General features: G+C 61.3%; 20 protein-coding genes. All 20 read right to left on the reverse strand.

Annotated elements, in window-relative coordinates:
• Nucleotides 1-97 precede the first annotated feature (97 nt).
• The 20 genes from rplE to rplL all read right to left on the reverse strand — a co-directional run bounded on the left by rplE (nucleotide 98) and on the right by rplL (nucleotide 18,339).
• Nucleotides 98-667 carry a 50S ribosomal protein L5 gene (rplE, locus tag CFR78_RS03330; protein ID WP_034933180.1) on the reverse strand — a complete coding sequence of 190 codons (570 nt, stop codon included), beginning with the start codon at nucleotides 665-667 and terminating at the stop codon, nucleotides 98-100.
• Between the two features lie 10 nt (nucleotides 668-677).
• Nucleotides 678-998, reverse strand: coding sequence for a 50S ribosomal protein L24 (gene rplX, locus CFR78_RS03335; RefSeq protein ID WP_007399630.1), 321 nt, complete (start codon nucleotides 996-998; stop codon nucleotides 678-680).
• Nucleotides 998-1,366, reverse strand: coding sequence for a 50S ribosomal protein L14 (rplN, locus tag CFR78_RS03340; protein WP_007399629.1), 369 nt, complete (start codon nucleotides 1,364-1,366; stop codon nucleotides 998-1,000). Before rplN ends, rplX begins: the two co-directional genes overlap by 1 nt.
• A gap of 15 nt (nucleotides 1,367-1,381) precedes the next feature.
• Nucleotides 1,382-1,663 (reverse strand): 30S ribosomal protein S17, encoded by a 282-nt coding sequence (gene rpsQ / locus CFR78_RS03345; RefSeq protein ID WP_034933186.1) that lies wholly within the window; start codon nucleotides 1,661-1,663, stop codon nucleotides 1,382-1,384.
• Between the two features lie 13 nt (nucleotides 1,664-1,676).
• A complete protein-coding gene (gene rpmC / locus CFR78_RS03350) occupies nucleotides 1,677-1,913 on the reverse strand; it encodes a 50S ribosomal protein L29 (protein ID WP_007399627.1) in 237 nt (78 codons plus the stop codon).
• Between the two features lies 1 nt (nucleotide 1,914).
• Entirely contained in the window at nucleotides 1,915-2,331 is a 417-nt protein-coding gene (gene rplP / locus CFR78_RS03355) for a 50S ribosomal protein L16 (protein ID WP_007399626.1), read from the reverse strand.
• Nucleotides 2,332-2,385: 54 nt separating this feature from the next.
• Nucleotides 2,386-3,063, reverse strand: coding sequence for a 30S ribosomal protein S3 (gene rpsC / locus CFR78_RS03360; protein ID WP_007399625.1), 678 nt, complete (start codon nucleotides 3,061-3,063; stop codon nucleotides 2,386-2,388).
• Nucleotides 3,064-3,066: 3 nt separating this feature from the next.
• Nucleotides 3,067-3,468, reverse strand: coding sequence for a 50S ribosomal protein L22 (gene rplV, locus CFR78_RS03365; RefSeq protein ID WP_007399624.1), 402 nt, complete (start codon nucleotides 3,466-3,468; stop codon nucleotides 3,067-3,069).
• A gap of 2 nt (nucleotides 3,469-3,470) precedes the next feature.
• Nucleotides 3,471-3,749: a 30S ribosomal protein S19 gene (gene rpsS, locus CFR78_RS03370; protein ID WP_007399623.1), complete on the reverse strand. Its 279-nt coding sequence runs from the start codon at nucleotides 3,747-3,749 to the stop codon at nucleotides 3,471-3,473.
• Nucleotides 3,750-3,761: 12 nt separating this feature from the next.
• Complete coding sequence (gene rplB, locus CFR78_RS03375) at nucleotides 3,762-4,592, reverse strand: 50S ribosomal protein L2 (RefSeq protein WP_034933189.1); 831 nt, start codon at nucleotides 4,590-4,592, stop codon at nucleotides 3,762-3,764.
• A 16-nt stretch (nucleotides 4,593-4,608) separates the two neighbouring features.
• Nucleotides 4,609-4,905 carry a 50S ribosomal protein L23 gene (locus CFR78_RS03380; RefSeq protein WP_172157796.1) on the reverse strand — a complete coding sequence of 99 codons (297 nt, stop codon included), beginning with the start codon at nucleotides 4,903-4,905 and terminating at the stop codon, nucleotides 4,609-4,611.
• Between the two features lie 35 nt (nucleotides 4,906-4,940).
• A complete protein-coding gene (gene rplD / locus CFR78_RS03385) occupies nucleotides 4,941-5,555 on the reverse strand; it encodes a 50S ribosomal protein L4 (RefSeq protein ID WP_007399620.1) in 615 nt (204 codons plus the stop codon).
• 12 nt (nucleotides 5,556-5,567) lie between these two features.
• Nucleotides 5,568-6,251, reverse strand: coding sequence for a 50S ribosomal protein L3 (gene rplC / locus CFR78_RS03390; protein WP_034933191.1), 684 nt, complete (start codon nucleotides 6,249-6,251; stop codon nucleotides 5,568-5,570).
• 10 nt (nucleotides 6,252-6,261) lie between these two features.
• Nucleotides 6,262-6,570: a 30S ribosomal protein S10 gene (rpsJ, locus tag CFR78_RS03395; protein ID WP_007282720.1), complete on the reverse strand. Its 309-nt coding sequence runs from the start codon at nucleotides 6,568-6,570 to the stop codon at nucleotides 6,262-6,264.
• A gap of 105 nt (nucleotides 6,571-6,675) precedes the next feature.
• Nucleotides 6,676-7,866, reverse strand: coding sequence for an elongation factor Tu (gene tuf / locus CFR78_RS03400; protein ID WP_007399618.1), 1,191 nt, complete (start codon nucleotides 7,864-7,866; stop codon nucleotides 6,676-6,678).
• Nucleotides 7,867-7,959: 93 nt separating this feature from the next.
• A complete protein-coding gene (rpsG, locus tag CFR78_RS03405) occupies nucleotides 7,960-8,436 on the reverse strand; it encodes a 30S ribosomal protein S7 (protein ID WP_007399617.1) in 477 nt (158 codons plus the stop codon).
• A 15-nt stretch (nucleotides 8,437-8,451) separates the two neighbouring features.
• Nucleotides 8,452-8,823, reverse strand: a complete 372-nt coding sequence (rpsL, locus tag CFR78_RS03410; RefSeq protein WP_003621118.1) for a 30S ribosomal protein S12 — start codon at nucleotides 8,821-8,823, stop codon at nucleotides 8,452-8,454.
• A gap of 413 nt (nucleotides 8,824-9,236) precedes the next feature.
• Nucleotides 9,237-13,433, reverse strand: coding sequence for a DNA-directed RNA polymerase subunit beta' (gene rpoC, locus CFR78_RS03415; RefSeq protein ID WP_034933195.1), 4,197 nt, complete (start codon nucleotides 13,431-13,433; stop codon nucleotides 9,237-9,239).
• A 102-nt stretch (nucleotides 13,434-13,535) separates the two neighbouring features.
• Nucleotides 13,536-17,708 carry a DNA-directed RNA polymerase subunit beta gene (rpoB, locus tag CFR78_RS03420; RefSeq protein ID WP_007399612.1) on the reverse strand — a complete coding sequence of 1,391 codons (4,173 nt, stop codon included), beginning with the start codon at nucleotides 17,706-17,708 and terminating at the stop codon, nucleotides 13,536-13,538.
• Nucleotides 17,709-17,964: 256 nt separating this feature from the next.
• Nucleotides 17,965-18,339 (reverse strand): 50S ribosomal protein L7/L12, encoded by a 375-nt coding sequence (gene rplL, locus CFR78_RS03425; protein WP_007399611.1) that lies wholly within the window; start codon nucleotides 18,337-18,339, stop codon nucleotides 17,965-17,967.
• Nucleotides 18,340-18,433: the final 94 nt, after the last annotated feature.

Here is an 18,433-nt window from a genome sequence, read left to right on the forward strand (position 1 = left end):
TTACCCTCCGGAACCTGTTGGGCCAGTCCCAACGGTTTTCCAAACAACGTGTGTATTAGGTCTTCTGGACTTCAGACGGAAGCCCTTTCTCTACATTTTATGCAGAGAAGGGCAGATCGAACGCCTTGAGCAGAGCCTTTGCTTCCGCATCCGTCTTCGCGGTGGTCACGAAGATGATGTCCATGCCGCGGATCTCGTCGACCTTGTCGTACTCGATTTCCGGGAAGACGATCTGTTCCTTCAGGCCCATCGCGAAGTTGCCACGACCATCGAAACCCTTGTTCGCCGGCAGCCCACGGAAATCGCGCACGCGCGGCAGGGCGATCGTCACCAGGCGGTCAAGGAACTCGAACATCTGCGCGCGACGCAGCGTCACCTTGCAGCCAATGGGCAGACCCTCACGGATCTTGAAGCCCGCGATCGCCTTCTTGGCAACCGTCTTGACGGGCTTCTGACCTGCAATAAGGGTCATTTCCTTAAGCGCCGCATCCAGCTTCTTCTGGTCGCCAGCCGCTTCGCCCACGCCCATGTTCAGCACGATCTTCTCGAGACGCGGAACCTGCATCTCGTTCTTGTAGCCAAACTGCTCGCGCATCTTCGCACGCAGCTCCGTCTGGTAACGCTGCTGCATGCGCGGCATCGGACGGGCTTCTTTCACTTCAGACATACCCGCCTCCTCAGCCTTCGATAACTTCGCCGGTCGCCTTGGCGACACGAACCTTGCGACCATCTTCCAGAACGCGGAAGCCGACCTTCGTCGGGTCACCGCTCTTGGGATCGATCAGCTTCAGGTTGGACAGATGAACGGGCATTTCCTTCTGGATGATGCCACCCTGCTCACCCATGCGGGAGGGACGGGTATGGCGCTTGGCAATCGCCACGCCACGCACCACAGCCTTGTTTGCCGCCGGCAGGACTGTCACGACCTCGCCACGGGTTCCCTTGGAACCACCGGTGATGACCAGGACCTGGTCACCCTTCTTGATACGAGCAGCCATTACAGCACCTCCGGTGCCAGCGAGATGATCTTCATGAACTTGCGCGCACGCAGCTCACGCACGACCGGGCCAAAGATACGGGTGCCGATCGGTTCCTGCTGCTTGTTGATCAGCACGGCCGCATTGCGGTCAAACCGGATGGCGCTGCCGTCGGCGCGACGCACCGGGTAGGACGTACGGACGATCACCGCCTGGTGAACATCGCCCTTCTTGACCTTACCGCGGGGAATGGCTTCCTTGACGGACACGACAATCACGTCGCCGACCGAGGCAGTCTTCCGCTTGGAACCGCCCAGTACCTTGATGCACTGCACCTGACGGGCGCCGGAATTGTCGGCGACGTCAAGGTTGGTCTCGGGATGGATCATGGTCTATGCCCTTCTTTACGCCTGCGTACCGGACGTGGCACCGGCGGCGGCCGCGAGCGGCTGGCCATTCCGGACCACGACGGTCCAGGTCTTGCGACGGGAAATCGGCTTGCATTCCTCAATGCGCACCGTGTCGCCCACCTTGCATTCATTCAAGCCGTCATGCGCCGCATACTTCTTGGAGCGACGAATGAACTTCTTATACAGCGGATGGATAATGCGACGATCGACAAGAACCGTTACGGTCTTGTCCATCTTGTCGCTTGTTACCCGCCCGGTCAGGACGCGCCTTGGCATCGCCCGTCTCCCTTCAGGACTTTACTGCCGGCGCGTGGCCAGCTGAACTCTTCTTCACAACCTGGGTTGCAATCGTCTTCACACGCGCGATGTCACGACGGACCTCACGCATGCGGGACTGACCCTCGGTCTGGCCGGTCGCATGCTGGAACCGAAGATTGAACTGCTCGCGCTTCAGATCAACGAGAAGCGCATCCAGTTCCTCAACAGTCTTGGCACGCAGATCGGCCGGCTTTGTTGCCTTTGCCATCTCACGCCTCTCCGATACGGGTCACGAACTTGGTCTTGATCGGCAGCTTGGCCGCACCCAGAGCCAGCGCTTCACGCGCGACTTCAGGCGGCACGCCTTCGATCTCGAACAGGATACGACCCGGCTTCACACGAGCCACCCAATATTCGGGCGACCCCTTGCCGGACCCCATACGCACTTCTGCGGGCTTTGTCGAGACCGGAAGATCAGGGAAAATCCGAATCCACACACGACCGGCACGTTTCATGGCACGGGTAATGGCACGACGGGCGGCTTCGATCTGGCGGGCCGTGATCCGTTCAGGCTGGAGAGCCTTCAGGCCGAAAGCCCCGAAATTCAGGGTTGTGCCACCCTTGGCCAGCCCATGAATGCGGCCCTTGTGGGCCTTGCGGTACTTTGTCCGCTTGGGAGAAAGCATTTTCTAAATCCTCACGCGCCGCCTGGCGCATCTGGGTCCATTTGACCGCGCAGCTTAGCGCTGCGGGGCCTGTTCGGCGGCGCGACGGTCCTGCGCCAGCGGATCATGAGCAAGAATCTCGCCCTTGAAGATCCAGACCTTCACACCACAGGTGCCATAGGTCGTCTTGGCGGTCGCCACACCATAGTCGATGTCCGCACGCAGCGTATGCAGCGGCACGCGGCCTTCACGGTACCATTCGATACGCGCGATTTCCGCACCGCCCAGACGACCCGAGCAGTTGATCCGGATACCCTGCGCGCCCAGGCGCATGGCCGACTGCACGGCACGCTTCATGGCACGACGGAAGGCCACGCGACGCTCAAGCTGCTGGGCGATGTTTTCGGCCACCAGGGTCGCATCGATTTCCGGCTTGCGGATCTCGACGATGTTCAGCGCCACATCGGTCTTGGCCATACGGGCCAGGTCCTTGCGCAGCACATCAATGTCCTGGCCCTTCTTGCCGATCACGACACCCGGACGGGCCGCGTAGATGGTCACGCGCGGCTTCTTGGCCGGGCGTTCGATCACCACGCGGGATACACCCGCACCAGACAGCTTGCGGCGCAGGTAGGCGCGCAGCTTCAGGTCATCATGCAGCAGGCGCGCATAATCGGCATCGGCGTACCAGCGGCTGTCCCATGTCCGGTTAATACCGAGCCGCAGCCCGATCGGATTAACTTTATGTCCCATGGATCAGGCCGCCTTCTTTTCGGTTTCAGCTTCGGGCTTCTTTTCGGCCACGACGATGGTCAGGTGGCTGAAGAACTTCTCGATGCGGGCCGAACGGCCACGACCACGCGCGTGGAAACGACGCATCACGATCGACTTGCCCACCTCTGCACGGGCAACGACCAGCTGGTCAACGTCCAGCTGATGGTTGTTCTCGGCATTGGCGATCGCACTCTCCAGGGTCTTCTTGACCTGCTGGGCGATGCGACGCTTGGAGAATGTGAGAGTGGCGATCGCCTGCGCGGCCGGCTTGTTGCGGATCAGGCCCGCAACAAGGTTCAGCTTGCGCGGGCTGATGCGGATGTTCCGCGTCAGCGCCTGCGCCTCGGTTTCCGCGAGCGTGCGCGGATGCTTAGGCTTGCTCATGTTCAGCCCCGCTTCGCTTTCTTGTCCGAAGAATGACCCGTGAAGGTACGGGTCGGTGAAAACTCACCGAACTTGTGCCCCACCATGTTCTCGGAAACCTGCACGGGCAGGAACTTGTGCCCGTTATAGACGCCGAACGTCAGTCCGACGAACTGCGGCAGGATGGTGGATCGACGCGACCAGATCTTGATCACTTCGTTACGGCCCGACGCGCGCGATGCATCGGCTTTGTTCAGCAGATACCCGTCCACGAACGGGCCCTTCCAGACGGAACGTGCCATCTTAAATGCCCCTTACTTGCCGGTCTTCCGGCGACGGATGATCAGACTGTCCGTACGCTTGTTGACCCTGGTCTTGTAACCCTTAGTCGGCTTGCCCCATGGCGTAACCGGATGACGCCCACCCGAAGTGCGTCCTTCACCACCACCATGCGGATGGTCAACCGGGTTCATGACAACACCACGGTTGTGCGGGCGGCGGCCCAGCCAGCGGTTGCGGCCGGCCTTGCCCAGGTGCTGGTTCATGTTGTCCGGGTTGGACACGGCGCCGATGGTCGCCATGCATTCCGCGCGGACAACACGCAGTTCACCGGACTGCAGCTTGATCTGGGCATAGCCCACATCCTTGCCGACCAGCTGGGCATAGGTGCCGGCCGAACGGGCGATCTTGCCACCGCCACCGGCCTTCAGCTCGATGTTGTGGATGATCGTGCCCACCGGAATCGCAGCCAGCGGCATCGCGTTGCCCGGCTTGATGTCGGCGCGCGCGCCAGCAACAACCTGGTCACCCGCCTTCAGACGCTGCGGCGCGATGATGTAGGCCAGTTCGCCATCCTCGTACTTGACAAGGGCGATGAATGCCGTGCGGTTCGGGTCATATTCCAGGCGTTCCACCGTGCCGACCACATCGAACTTGCGACGCTTGAAATCGACATAACGGTAGGACTGCTTGTGTCCGCCACCGATAAAACGCGAGGTGGTGCGACCGTGGTTGTTACGGCCGCCGCTCTTGTTCTTCCCCTCGGTCAGGCCCTTGACGGGCTTGCCTTTCCACAGCTCCTTGCGGTCGATCAGAACCGTTCCGCGCAGGCTGGGGGTAACTGGATTAAAGTGCTTCAATGCCATTTCTTGTCACCCCGCGTCAGACCAGCTTCGCGGTCAGGTCGATGGACTGACCTTCAGCAAGCTGGACAAACGCCTTCTTCACATCCGAACGCTGGCCGGGACGTCCCTTGAAGCGCTTGGCCTTACCCTTCTGGATGAGCGTGTTCACACCCAGAACCTTCACACCAAACAGCGTCTCGACCGCTACCTTGATCTCCGGCTTCGTGGCGCTGATCGCGACCTTGAAACCGACCTGATTCTTCTCGGACAGGGCCGTCGCCTTTTCCGTGATCAGGGGGGAGCGGATGATGTCATACATCGCTTCCCGGGACATGCGTTCCGCCTTCTTGCGGATTGCCAGGATATTGGTCATGCCAGACGCTCCTTCAGACCCTCAACGCCTGCGCGGGTGATGGCCAGCACATCGTGGTTCAGGATGTCATAGACATTCGCACCGATGGTCGGGAGAATGTCGATTTTCGGCAGGTTGCGCGCGGCACGGCCGAAGTTTTCCTCCACGGCGGCATCCACGATCAGTGCGGATGTCCAGCCCAGGACCTTCAGCTTCTTGGCCAGTTCCGCGGACTTGCCCGAGGCGGTCGCCGCATCCAGCACCACCAGCTTGCCCTCGGCCGCCTTCTGCGACAGCGCGAAAATCAGGCCCAGGCGACGCACCTTCTTGGGCAGGTCATAGCCATGGTCGCGCACGACCGGACCATGGACCACACCACCCGTGCGGTACTGCGGCGAACGCAGCGAACCCTGACGGGCGCTGCCGGTGCCTTTCTGGCGGTACGGCTTCTTGGTCGTGCCGGAGATTTCTCCCATGCCCTTGACCTTGTGCGTACCAGCGCGGCGCTTTGCAAGCTGCCAGTGCACCACACGCGCCAGAATGTCCGGACGCGGCGTTGCGGCGAAAATCTCGTCGGGAAGGCTGGCGGTACCTGCGCTTCCGTTATCGAGGGTTTTGATCTCGTAATCCATTGCCCTCTATCCTCAGCCCGCAGCCTCAACCAGGGCCGCCGGATACGGCGCCTCGGCATGACGGGCCTTCTTGATCGCATCACGAACCAGAACCGTCTCATTCTTTCCGCCCGGCACGGAGCCGCGGATCATGATGAGGTTCTTTTCGGCGTCGACAGCCGCAATCTCCAGGTTCAGCGTGGTCACACGCTCGGAACCGAGATGGCCAGCCATCTTCTTGTTCTTGAAAACCTTGCCCGGATCCTGGCGGTTACCCGTGGAACCGTGCGAACGGTGACTGATCGAGACACCGTGGGTGGCTTCGAGACCGGCAAAGTTCCAGCGCTTCATCGCGCCGGCAAAACCCTTACCCTTGCTGGTGCCGGTAACGTCCACCTTCTGCCCCGCCACGAAATGGGCGGCGGACAGAGAAGCCCCGACTTCCAGGACGGCATCATCCGCAACGCGGAATTCAGCCAGCTTCTTCTTGGGCTCGACCTTGGCCTTGGCAAAATGGCCGCGGTTCGGCTTCGACACATTTTTGACCTTGGCCTTGCCCGCGCCGAGCTGAACGGCCGTATAGCCATCCCGTTCGGTTGTACGGACATCAACCACCTGCAGATCATCCACCTGCAGGACAGTCACCGGCACATGTGTGCCGTCTTCCTTGAACAGCCGGGTCATACCCAGCTTCTTTGCGATCAATCCGGTGCGCATCGTCTGGACCTTAGAGTTTAATCTCGACATCCACGCCAGCGGCGAGGTCGAGTTTCATGAGAGCGTCCACGGTCTGCGGGGTCGGCTCGACAATATCGAGCAGCCGGCGATGGGTCCGAATTTCGAACTGCTCGCGGCTTTTCTTATCCACGTGGGGGGAGCGGTTTACGGTAAACCGTTCAATATGCGTCGGCAGCGGGATAGGACCCCGAACCCGCGCACCCGTACGCTTCGCCGTATTGACGATCTCCTTCGTGCTGTTGTCTAGCACCCGATGATCGTACGCCTTCAGGCGAATGCGGATGTTCTGGTTGTCCATCTTTCTGTTTCAGTCCAACTTTACCTGATTCGGGGGAACCCGATCCGCAATGGAAACCCGGCCGGATTGCTCCGACCGGGATGCCACAGTTCAGTTACTGTCCAATCACGCGGTGATGGAAGCAACAACACCTGCACCAACGGTGCGGCCACCTTCGCGGATAGCGAAGCGCAGGCCTTCGTCCATGGCGATCGGAGCAATCAGCTCCACATCCATGGCGACGTTATCGCCAGGCATGACCATTTCCGTGCCTTCGGGCAGGTGAACGACGCCGGTAACGTCGGTCGTGCGGAAATAGAACTGCGGACGATAGTTAGTGAAGAACGGCGTGTGACGGCCACCCTCTTCCTTCGTCAGGATGTAGGCTTCCGCCTTGAACTTGGTGTGCGGGGTGATGGAACCCGGCTTTGCCAGCACCTGGCCACGCTCGACGTCTTCACGCTTCGTGCCACGCAGCAGCGCGCCGATGTTGTCGCCCGCTTCACCGCGGTCAAGCAGCTTGCGGAACATTTCCACGCCGGTCACGGTCGTCTTCTGCGTCGGACGCAGGCCAACGATCTCGATTTCGTCGCCAACGTTCACGGCGCCACGCTCGACACGGCCCGTCACCACGGTGCCACGGCCCGAGATGGAGAACACGTCTTCGATCGGCATCAGGAACGGACGGTCGATCGGACGCTCCGGCTGCGGGATGTATTCGTCAACGGCGTTCATCAGGTCCAGGACGCGGTTTTCACCGACTTCCGGGTCACCATCTTCCAGCGTCACCAGGGCGGAACCCTTGATGATGGGGATATCGTCGCCGGGGAACTGGTAAGCGGAGAGCAGCTCGCGCACTTCCATCTCGACGAGTTCCAGCAGTTCCGGATCGTCAACCTGATCAACCTTGTTCAGGAACACGACCAGTGCCGGCACGCCAACCTGACGGGCAAGCAGGATGTGCTCGCGGGTCTGGGGCATCGGGCCGTCAGCAGCGGACACCACCAGGATCGCGCCGTCCATCTGCGCGGCACCGGTGATCATGTTCTTCACGTAGTCGGCGTGGCCGGGGCAGTCGACGTGTGCGTAGTGACGCTTGGCGGTCTCATACTCGACATGGGCGGTCGAGATGGTGATGCCACGGGCGCGCTCTTCCGGCGCGGCGTCGATCATGTCGTATGCCTTGAATTCGGCACCACCGGACTTCGCCAGCGTCTTGGTGATAGCAGCGGTCAGCGAGGTCTTGCCGTGATCGACGTGACCAATCGTGCCGATGTTGCAGTGCGGCTTATTCCGCTCAAATTTAGCCTTTGCCATCGTTTTCTCCGTTAACTCGGCCTCGTGCCGAGAGTCGGGTTGGAAAGTTCCGTTTCGGAAGCCGGGCCGGTAGATAAACCGGCCTGACCGCCTTTACCAGCGGTAATGACTGAATGCCTTGTTGGCTTCTGCCATGCGGTGCGTGTCCTCGCGCTTCTTGACCGCGGCGCCACGATTGTTGACGGCATCAAGAAGTTCGTTCGACAGGCGGTCCTGCATGGTGTTCTCGCCCCGCTTGCGCGACGCGTCGATCAGCCAGCGGATGGCCAGCGCCTGACGGCGCTCGGCCCGGACTTCGACCGGAACCTGGTAGGTCGCACCACCAACACGGCGGGAACGCACCTCGACAGCCGGCTTCACGTTATCCAGCGCACTGTGGAACATGACCACGGGGTCCGCAGCTGCACCACCACGGCGACGCAGCACCTCAAGGGCGCCATAGACGATCCCTTCGGCTGTGGACTTCTTGCCGTCGTACATCAGGGCGTTCATGAAACGCGTAATGACGACATCACCAAATTTCGGATCGGGAAGAATCTCGCGCTTTACTGCGCGATGACGGCGACTCATGCCTCGTTATTCCTTTTACTTAGGACGCTTCGCGCCATAGAGCGAGCGACGCTGACGACGCTTGGCGATACCCTGGGTGTCCAGAACGCCGCGCAGGATGTGATAACGCACGCCAGGAAGATCCTTAACGCGACCACCACGGATCAGGACAACGCTATGTTCCTGGAGGTTATGCCCCTCACCCGGAATATAGCTCACAACCTCATACCCGTTGGTCAGGCGAACTTTTGCCACCTTACGCAGAGCCGAGTTCGGCTTCTTCGGTGTGGTTGTATAAACACGGGTACAAACGCCACGCTTCTGCGGACAGCCCTGCAGTGCAGGGACCTTGTTGCGTTTGGCTGCGGGCTCGCGACCTTTCGCGATCAACTGGTTGATGGTCGGCATACGCCTTTCCCGATCCTTACAAAATTCGGCCGGCCAGCCTCATATCGGACTGCCGACTGTCGTTCACAACAAAACCCCAACGGATGACAACCATCCGTTCGGGCATCATATTTACATCCGGCCTGGGCAGCCCGATTCCCGGACTGCGGTACCGCATGCCTGCATGCTGCATTCGACGGCCAACAACGTCTTTCAGACAGGGCTAGCCGAGAGGCGCGGAACCTACGTCCAGAATGACCAGAAGTCAAGCCTTGCGCAGGATTCGCTCGCCAACCGACGGGGCAGAACCGCCATCGGAATCGGAGCACCGCTCCGTCAGGCCGCTGATACCGCCTGAATCGGATGGTGACAATAGTGCAGCACCGAATCATGCCGGATACCGCGCATGCGATACCCGGCATTTCTTCCGTATTTTATTCAGCGGCCTTGGTCGTGGCCACCGCAGCGCGGGCCTGGGCCAGGCGCTGCTTGTCCTCACCTGCCGCAACGGCACGGAGCTTGTTCATGACGCTGCCCGTCCCCGCCGGGATCAGGCGGCCGACAATCACGTTCTCCTTCAGGCCGTTGAGCGTATCCTTCTTCCCTGCCGTGGCGGCCTCGGTCAGGACACGTGTCGTCTCCTGGAAGGATGCGGCGGAGATGAAGGACTGCGTCTGCAGCGAGGCCTTGGTGATGCCCTGCAGCACAGGCATGGCAGCAGCCGGACGCTCGCCCATGTTCAGGCGCTTGGTGTTTTCTTCCTCGTATTCGATACGGTCCACCGTCTCACCGATCAGGTAGGTCGTATCGCCCGGCTCAAGGATTTCCACCTTCTGCAGCATCTGGCGCACAATGACTTCGATGTGCTTGTCATTGATCTTCACGCCCTGCAGGCGGTAGACGTCCTGGATTTCGTTGACCAGATAATCCGACAGCGCCTCGACACCCAGAACCTTCAGGATGTCATGCGGCACGCGCGGACCATCGACCAGCGGATCGCCCACCTGCACGAAGTCGCCTTCCTGCACGGACACATGCTTGCCCTTGGGGATCAGGTAATCCGTCTCCTCGCCGGTCTCGTCGTTCTTGACGATGACACGCCGCTTGGACTTGTAATCCTTGCCGAATTCCACACGCCCCTCGGTTTCCGAGATGATGGCGTGGTCCTTCGGGCGACGGGCCTCGAACAGTTCGGCCACGCGCGGCAGACCCCCGGTAATGTCACGCGTCTTGGAGCCTTCACGCGGGATACGGGCCAGCACGTCACCTGCGTTCACCTGCGCACCGTTCTCAACCGACAGCAGCGAGTCAGGCGAGAGGAAGTAGCGGGCATCGTTGCCGTTGGCCAGCTTCACCACATCGCCATTGGCGTCCTTGAGCTGCAGGCGCGGCCGCAGGTCGATCCCCTTGGAAGCCTGCTTGTAGTCAACCACCACCTTGGAGGTCAGGCCGGTCACCTCATCCATCCGCTCCACCAGGGTGATGGAGTCGATCAGGTCAAGATATTCCACCTTGCCGGGCTGCTCGGTGATGATCGGCAGGGTGTACGGGTCCCACTCGGCCATCTTCTGCCCACGGGTGACCGCAGCACCATCCTCGACCAGCAGGCGGGCACCATAGGGCACACGGTAGCGGGCGCGCTCGGTTCCACGGTCATCCGTCAGCAGGATCTCGCAGTTACGCGACATGACGATGGGCACGTTCTGGCTGTTATGCACCACGTTCTTGTTGCGGATCGTCACCTTGCCGTCACGCGATGCCTCGACCATCGACTGCTCGGCGCCACGCTGCGCCGCACCGCCGATATGGAAGGTACGCATGGTCAGCTGCGTGCCCGGCTCACCAATGGACTGGGCGGCGATCACGCCCACGGCCTCACCGATATTGACGGGCGTGCCACGGGCCAGGTCACGGCCATAGCAGTGACCGCATACGCCAACGCGGCTGTCGCAGGTCAGGACGGAGCGGATCAGCAGGCTTTCGACCCCCGCCTTCTCGATCTGCTCGGCCTGGGCTTCCTCGATCAGCGTATTGCGCGGGAAGAGCACCTTGCCCGTGGCGGGATCCAGCACGTCAGCCGCCAGCGTGCGCCCGAGCATACGCTCGGACAGCGATGCGATGACCTCGCCCCCGTCCATGACCGCACGCACGGTCAGGCCACGTTCGGTGCCACAGTCTTCCTCGACAATGATGCTGTCCTGCGCCACGTCGACCAGACGGCGGGTAAGATAACCCGAGTTCGCGGTCTTGAGCGCGGTGTCGGCCAGACCCTTACGCGCACCATGGCTGGAGGTGAAGTAATCGAGAACCGACAGGCCTTCCTTGAAGTTGGCGATAATCGGCTGTTCGATGATCTCACCCGACGGCTTGGCCATCAGGCCACGCATGCCGGCCAGCTGCTTCATCTGCGCTGGCGACCCACGGGCACCGGAGTGGCTCATCATCCACACCGAGTTGGTGGGCTTGCCGATTTCCTGCTTGGAAATCTCCTTCATCATCGCGGCCTGCACTTCGTCCGTGCAGCGCGACCAGGCATCGACCACCTTGTTGTAGCGCTCGCCAGCCGTGATCAGGCCGTCCTGGTACTGCTGCTCGAACTCCTTCACTTCCGCGGCGGTGCGGTCAACCAGTTCCTTCTTCTCGGCCGGGACGATCATGTCGTCCTTGCCGAAGGAAATGCCCGACTTCGCCGCATGGCGGAAACCAAGGCCCATCAGGCGGTCACAGAAGATCACGCATTCCTTCTGGCCGCAGTGACGGTAGACCGCGTCGATCACGTCGGAGACGATCTTCTTGGTCAGCTGCCGGTTGATCAGCGAGAACGGCAGCGCCGCATGACGGGGCAGGATCTGGGCAACCAGCATGCGGCCCGGCGTCGTGACCACCGTCGTACGCGCCGGCTTGCCGTCAGCGTCAAGCGTCTCGATCCGGGCGCGGATCTTGTCATGCAGCTTCACCGCGCCGGTGCTGAGCGCGTATTCCACTTCCCCCACGCTGGAGAAGGACGGCGCGCCCGCAACCGTCAGATGACCCTTGTCATCGTAGCTGTTCTGGTCCGGCGTCGCGCGGAATTCCGGCGTCTCGAGGCTGAGATAGTACAGCCCCAGCACGATATCCTGTGACGGCACGATGATGGGCTTGCCGTTGGCGGGGCTGAGGATGTTGTTGGTCGACATCATCAGCACGCGCGCTTCCAGCTGGGCCTCGAGGCTCAGCGGCACATGCACGGCCATCTGGTCCCCATCGAAGTCCGCGTTGAACGCGGTGCAGACCAGCGGGTGCAGCTGGATAGCCTTGCCTTCGATCAGTACCGGCTCGAACGCCTGGATGCCCAGACGGTGCAGCGTCGGCGCACGGTTGAGCATGACGGGATGCTCACGGATCACCTCTTCAAGGATATCCCACACTTCGGGACGTTCCTTTTCCACCATGCGCTTGGCCGCCTTGATGGTGGTGGCGTGACCGTATTTTTCCAGCTTGGAATAGATGAACGGCTTGAACAGTTCCAGCGCCATCTTCTTGGGCAGGCCGCACTGGTGCAGCTTCAGTTCCGGGCCGACCACGATGACCGAACGGCCGGAATAGTCGACGCGCTTGCCCAGCAGGTTCTGGCGGAAGCGGCCCTGCTTGCCCTTCAGCATGTCCGACAGCGACTTCAGCGGGCGCTTGTTCGCCCCCGTGATGGCGCGGCCACGGCGACCATTATCGAACAGCGCATCAACCGATTCCTGCAGCATGCGCTTTTCGTTACGGACAATGATGTCCGGCGCGCGCAGTTCGATCAGCCGCTTGAGACGGTTGTTACGGTTGATGACACGGCGGTACAGGTCGTTCAGGTCGGACGTGGCGAAGCGGCCGCCATCAAGCGGCACCAGCGGGCGCAGCTCGGGCGGGATGACCGGCACCAGTTCCAGGATCATCCATTCCGGACGGGAATCACTGTCGGCAAAGGCCTCGACCAGCTTCAGCCGCTTGACCAGCTTCTTGCGCTTGGCTTCGGATGTGGTTTCCTTCAGCTCCTGACGCAGTTCTTCCTTTTCCTGACGGCAGTCGATGCGTTCAAGGATCTTCTTGATCGCTTCGGCACCGATCCCGACCTCGATCCCCTCGTCGCCATGCTCGTCCATGACATCAAGATACTGGTCTTCGGTCAGCAGGCTGTACTGCTTGAGCGGCGACGTGCCGGGCTCCAGAACCACATAGCTCTCGAAATACAGGATCTTTTCCAGATCCTTCAGCGTCATGTCGACCATCAGGCCGATACGGCTGGGCAGCGACTTGAGGAACCAGATATGGGCTACGGGACTGGCAAGCTCGATATGGCCCATGCGCTCGCGGCGGACCTTCGCCAGCGTGACTTCCACACCGCATTTTTCGCAGATGATGCCGCGGAATTTCATCCGCTTGTACTTGCCGCACAGGCATTCGTAATCCTTGATCGGACCGAATATCCGTGCACAGAACAGGCCATCACGCTCCGGCTTGAAGGTCCGGTAGTTGATGGTCTCGGGCTTCTTGATCTCGCCATACGACCATGAGCGGATCTGCTCGGCCGAAGCCAGCTGGATCTTGATCTGGTCGAAGGTCATGGCCTGGCCGCCCTGGCCAAGGATCTTCATGAGTTCATTCATGCGCCGCAAACCCCCTGAGGGAATGAAGCGGAAGCAGGCGCCGCACCTGCCTCCACTCCTGAAAGAAAAATATGTGGACCGCCGTGTACCATAAGGCCCGGATCAGGAACCGCTCTGTTCCAGGTCAACATTCAGGCCAAGGGACTTCAGTTCCTTGATCAGCACGTTGAAGCTTTCCGGAATGCCGGCTTCGAAGTCATCCTGCTCACGCACGATGGCCTCATATACCTTGGTACGGCCCGATACGTCGTCCGACTTGACCGTCAGCATTTCCTGCAGCGTGTAGGCCGCGCCATAGGCTTCCAGCGCCCACACTTCCATCTCACCAAAGCGCTGGCCACCGAACTGCGCCTTGCCGCCCAGCGGCTGCTGGGTCACGAGCGAATAGGGGCCGATGGAGCGTGCATGGATCTTGTCATCAACAAGATGGTGCAGCTTGAGCATGTAGATGTAGCCCACCGTGGTCTTGCGCTCGAACGGCTCGCCCGTGCGCCCGTCGATCAGCTGCGACTGGCCGGACTTGTCCACACCCGCCTTGGTCAGCATCGCCTCGATATCGGGGATGGACGCGCCATCGAACACCGGGGTCGCGATCGGCACGCCCTTGCGCAGGTTGCCACACAGCTCCAGCAGCTGCGCGTCGGTCATGTCACCGATCTGCTCCTCATAAACCTTGTCGCCATAGACCGACTTCAGTTCATCCAGCAGTTCCTGCCGCTTCTCGCCATGGCGCTGGTACTCATCGGCCAGCTGCGCGACCTGACGGCCGATATTGGCGCAGGCCCAGCCCAGATGCGTCTCAAGGATCTGCCCCACGTTCATGCGCGACGGCACGCCCAGCGGGTTCAGCACGATGTCAACCGACGTACCATCCTCAAGGAAGGGCATGTCCTCGACAGGCACCACGCGGGAGACGACACCCTTGTTGCCATGGCGGCCGGCCATCTTGTCACCCGGCTGCAGCTTGCGCTTCACCGCGACGAAGACCTTGACCATCTTCATCACGCCAGGCGGCAGTTCATCACCACGCTGCAGTTTCTCGACCTTGTTGTCGAAACGCGCCTGGATCTTGGAGACGGCGGCATCGAATTCACGACGCAGCGTTTCCAGTTCCGCCATGACCTCGTCAGAGGCCACGGTGATGTTGCGCCATGCGCCACGCGGGTGCTCGGACAGGACCTCGTCCGTGATCTCGGTGCCCGAACGGATGCCCTTGAAGCCCGCACCCGCCGTCTGCCCGATCAGGTGTTCGCGCAGACGGTTGTAGAAGGAACGCTCCTGAATGGCGCGTTCGTCATCACGATCCTTTGCCAGGCGTTCGATCTCGGCGCGCTCGATGGCCATCGCGCGCTCGTCCTTGTCCACGCCACGGCGGGAGAACACGCGTACGTCCACGATGGTGCCCGTCGTGCCCGGCGGCAGCTTGAGCGAGGTGTCACGGACATCGGATGCCTTTTCGCCAAAGATAGCGCGCAGCAGCTTTTCTTCCGGCGTCATCGGGCTTTCGCCCTTTGGCGTGACCTTGCCGATCAGGATGTCGCCGGGATTCACCTCGGCGCCCACATAGACGATACCCGCTTCGTCAAGGTTGCGCAGCGCTTCCTCACCGACATTGGGGATGTCACGGGTGATTTCTTCCTGGCCCAGCTTGGTGTCACGGGCCATGACCTCGAACTCCTCGATATGGATCGAGGTGAACACGTCATCACGCGCGATGCGCTCGGAAATCAGGATCGAGTCTTCGAAGTTGTAGCCATTCCACGGCATGAACGCGACCAGCACGTTCCGGCCCAGCGCCAGTTCACCCAGTTCGGTGGACGGGCCATCGGCAATGATCTCACCCGCGCGCACTTCATCCCCCACGCGCACAAGCGGGCGCTGGTTGATGCAGGTGGACTGGTTGGAGCGCATGTACTTGCGCAGGCGGTAGATATCGACACCCTGCGTCGCACCACCGGCATCCGTTGCACGAACCACGATGCGCGCACCGTCGATCTGGTCCACCACGCCATCACGGCGGGCAACGATGGCGGCACCCGAGTCATGCGCCACGGCCGCTTCCATGCCGGTGCCGACCAGCGGCGCGTCGGAACGCACCAGCGGCACGGCCTGGCGCTGCATGTTCGACCCCATCAGCGCGCGGTTGGCGTCATCGTTTTCCAGGAACGGGATGAGCGCTGCCGCAACGGAAACAAGCTGCTTGGGCGAGACGTCACAGGCCGTGACATCGGTCGGGGGCACCTGGCGGAAGTCACCGCCACGACGCACCGAAACCAGATCGTCCGTCAGGTGGCCCTGGGCATCCTGTTTCGCGTCCGCCTGGGCGACGACCAGCTTTTCCTCTTCCATGGCGGAAAGGTATTTCCAGCCATCCTGCAGCACGCCATCGTGCACCATACGGTACGGCGTTTCGATAAAGCCGTATTTGTTGACCTTGGCATAGGTGGCCAGCGAGTTGATCAGACCGATGTTCGGGCCTTCCGGCGTCTCGATCGGGCAGATGCGGCCGTAATGGGTCGGATGCACGTCACGGACCTCGAAGCCCGCGCGCTCACGCGTCAGCCCCCCCGGGCCAAGTGCCGAAAGACGGCGCTTGTGCGTGACTTCGGACAGCGGGTTGGTCTGGTCCATGAACTGGCTGAGCTGGGAGGAACCGAAGAACTCCCGCACGGCAGCCGCCGCCGGCTTGGCGTTGATCAGGTCATGCGGCATGACCGTGTCGATATCGACCGAACCCATGCGCTCGCGGATGGCGCGCTCCATGCGCAGCAGGCCAACGCGATACTGGTTTTCCATCAGTTCGCCAACGGAGCGGACACGACGGTTGCCAAGGTTGTCGATATCGTCAATCGCGCCACGACCGTCCTTCAGCTCGCACATGATCTTGACGGTGCGCAGGATGTCTTCCTTGCGCAGCACGCGCACGGTATCCGGCACGTCCACGCCCAGGCGCATGTTCATCTTCACACGGCCCACGGCGGACAGGTCATAACGGTCGGGGTCGAAGAACAGGCCGGAGAACATCGCTTCCGCCGTCTCGGGCGTCGGCGGCTCACCGGGGCGCATGACACGGTAGATGTCGGTCAGCGCTTCCTCACGCGCGGCGTTCTTGTCCACCGCCAGCGTGTTGCGGATCCACGGGCCGTTTGCCGCATCGATGGCAAGGGTGGTCAGCGTGGTCAGGCCCTCGCCTTCCAGTTCCTCAAGCTTCTGCTCAGTCAGTTCCTCACCGGCTTCGGCATAGATCTCGCCCGTATGCTCGTTGACCATGTCCTGGGCAATGAAGCGGCCGATCAGACCGGCGGGGCCAACCAGCACTTCCTTGGTGGTCTCGGCGATCTTGCGCACCATGCGGGCGGTCAGCTTCGCGTCGGCGGGGGCGACTTCCTCACCCGTCTGGGCATCGATCAGCGGCTCAAGCAGCTTCTGGCCACGGAAGGCTTCCGCGTCGAAACGACGGGCCCAGCCCTTCTCGGTCTTGGTGAACTCGACCTTGCCATAGAAGTAGCCAAGGATCTCATCGGGGTCCATGCCCCGGATCTCCATGGATTCCACATCCCCGCCCTCGGCGGCCTTGGCGGCGCGGGCGGCTTCGGACGCGGCACCTTCCAGCGCGTACAGCAGCGTGGTGACCGGCAGCTTGCGCTTACGGTCGATGCGGACGTAGATCAGGTCCTTGCTGTCGAATTCGAAATCGAGCCAGGACCCGCGATAGGGAATGACACGCGCGGCGAACAGGAACTTGCCCGAGGAATGGGTCTTGCCCTTGTCATGGTCGAAGAACACGCCGGGGCTGCGGTGCATCTGGCTGACGATGACACGCTCGGTCCCGTTGATGATGAAGGTGCCGTTATCGGTCATGAGCGGCATGTCGCCCATATAGACCGGCTGCTCCTTGATATCGCGGATCGAGCGTGACCCGGTATCCTCATCCACATCCCATACGATCAGGCGCAGGATCACCTTCAGCGGGGCGGCGAAGGTCAGCCCGCGCTGGATGCATTCCTCGACGTCGTATTTCGGCTCTTCCAGCTCGTAGCTGACGAATTCCAGACGCCCGCGCCCGGCGAAGTCATTGATCGGAAAGACGGAACGGAAAACTTCCTGCAGGCCCGTCGGCGTCCGGCTGTCGGGCGCCACATTCATCTGAAGGAACGTCTCGTAGCTAGCCCGCTGCACGTCGATCAGATTGGGCATCGGAGCGACCTCGGGTATATGCCCGAAGCTCTTGCGGATGCGTTTGCGTCCCGTGAACGATTTCGTAATCGCGTTCATCGCCTATCCAGCCCCCATCCACACAGGCCCGCACGGTTGCGACACGAATGTCACACGGACTGCGCGGCCCTTGAAAATCCTTGGCGGGCCGGCCCCGACTGCCGTCCGGGCCAACCCTATCTACCACCAAAGGCGCCCGAAGCCTTGCGGCCAGGGCGCCTGTAACGGCCAAGGGGGCGGAAACCAGATGGTTTCCACCCTCACCTGAATAACTCAGCCCGGGCATACCATCACTGGCACATCCCGAAAGGCCAACTTATTTGATTTCGACAGAAGCACCGTTGTCTTCAAGGGTCTTCTTGATCTTCTCGGCTTCATCCTTGCTGGCGCCTTCCTTGATGGTCTTGGGCGCACCCTCGACCAGGTCCTTGGCTTCCTTCAGGCCCAGACCGGTGATCGCACGGATTTCCTTGATCACGTTGATCTTCTTGTCGCCGGCCTTTGCCAGCACGACGTCGAACTCGGTCTTTTCTTCAGCCGGAGCCGCAGCGGCACCCGGAGCAGCGGCAGCAACAGCAACCGGAGCGGCGGCGGAAACGCCCCACTTCTCTTCCAGCAGCTTGGACAGCTCGGCGGCTTCCAGAACGGTCAGGGCGGACAGGTCTTCAACAATCTTGTTCAGATCGGCCATAATTCGGTCTTCCTAATCTATACACTGGTTGGCACAGCACAATCCCGTTTTTTCAGGAAAATGCCGTTTTGTTGATAGCCCGGCGGGCCGGGCA

Origin of the sequence: Komagataeibacter rhaeticus (genome assembly GCF_003207855.1) — a bacterium.
Classification (GTDB): domain Bacteria; phylum Pseudomonadota; class Alphaproteobacteria; order Acetobacterales; family Acetobacteraceae; genus Komagataeibacter; species Komagataeibacter rhaeticus.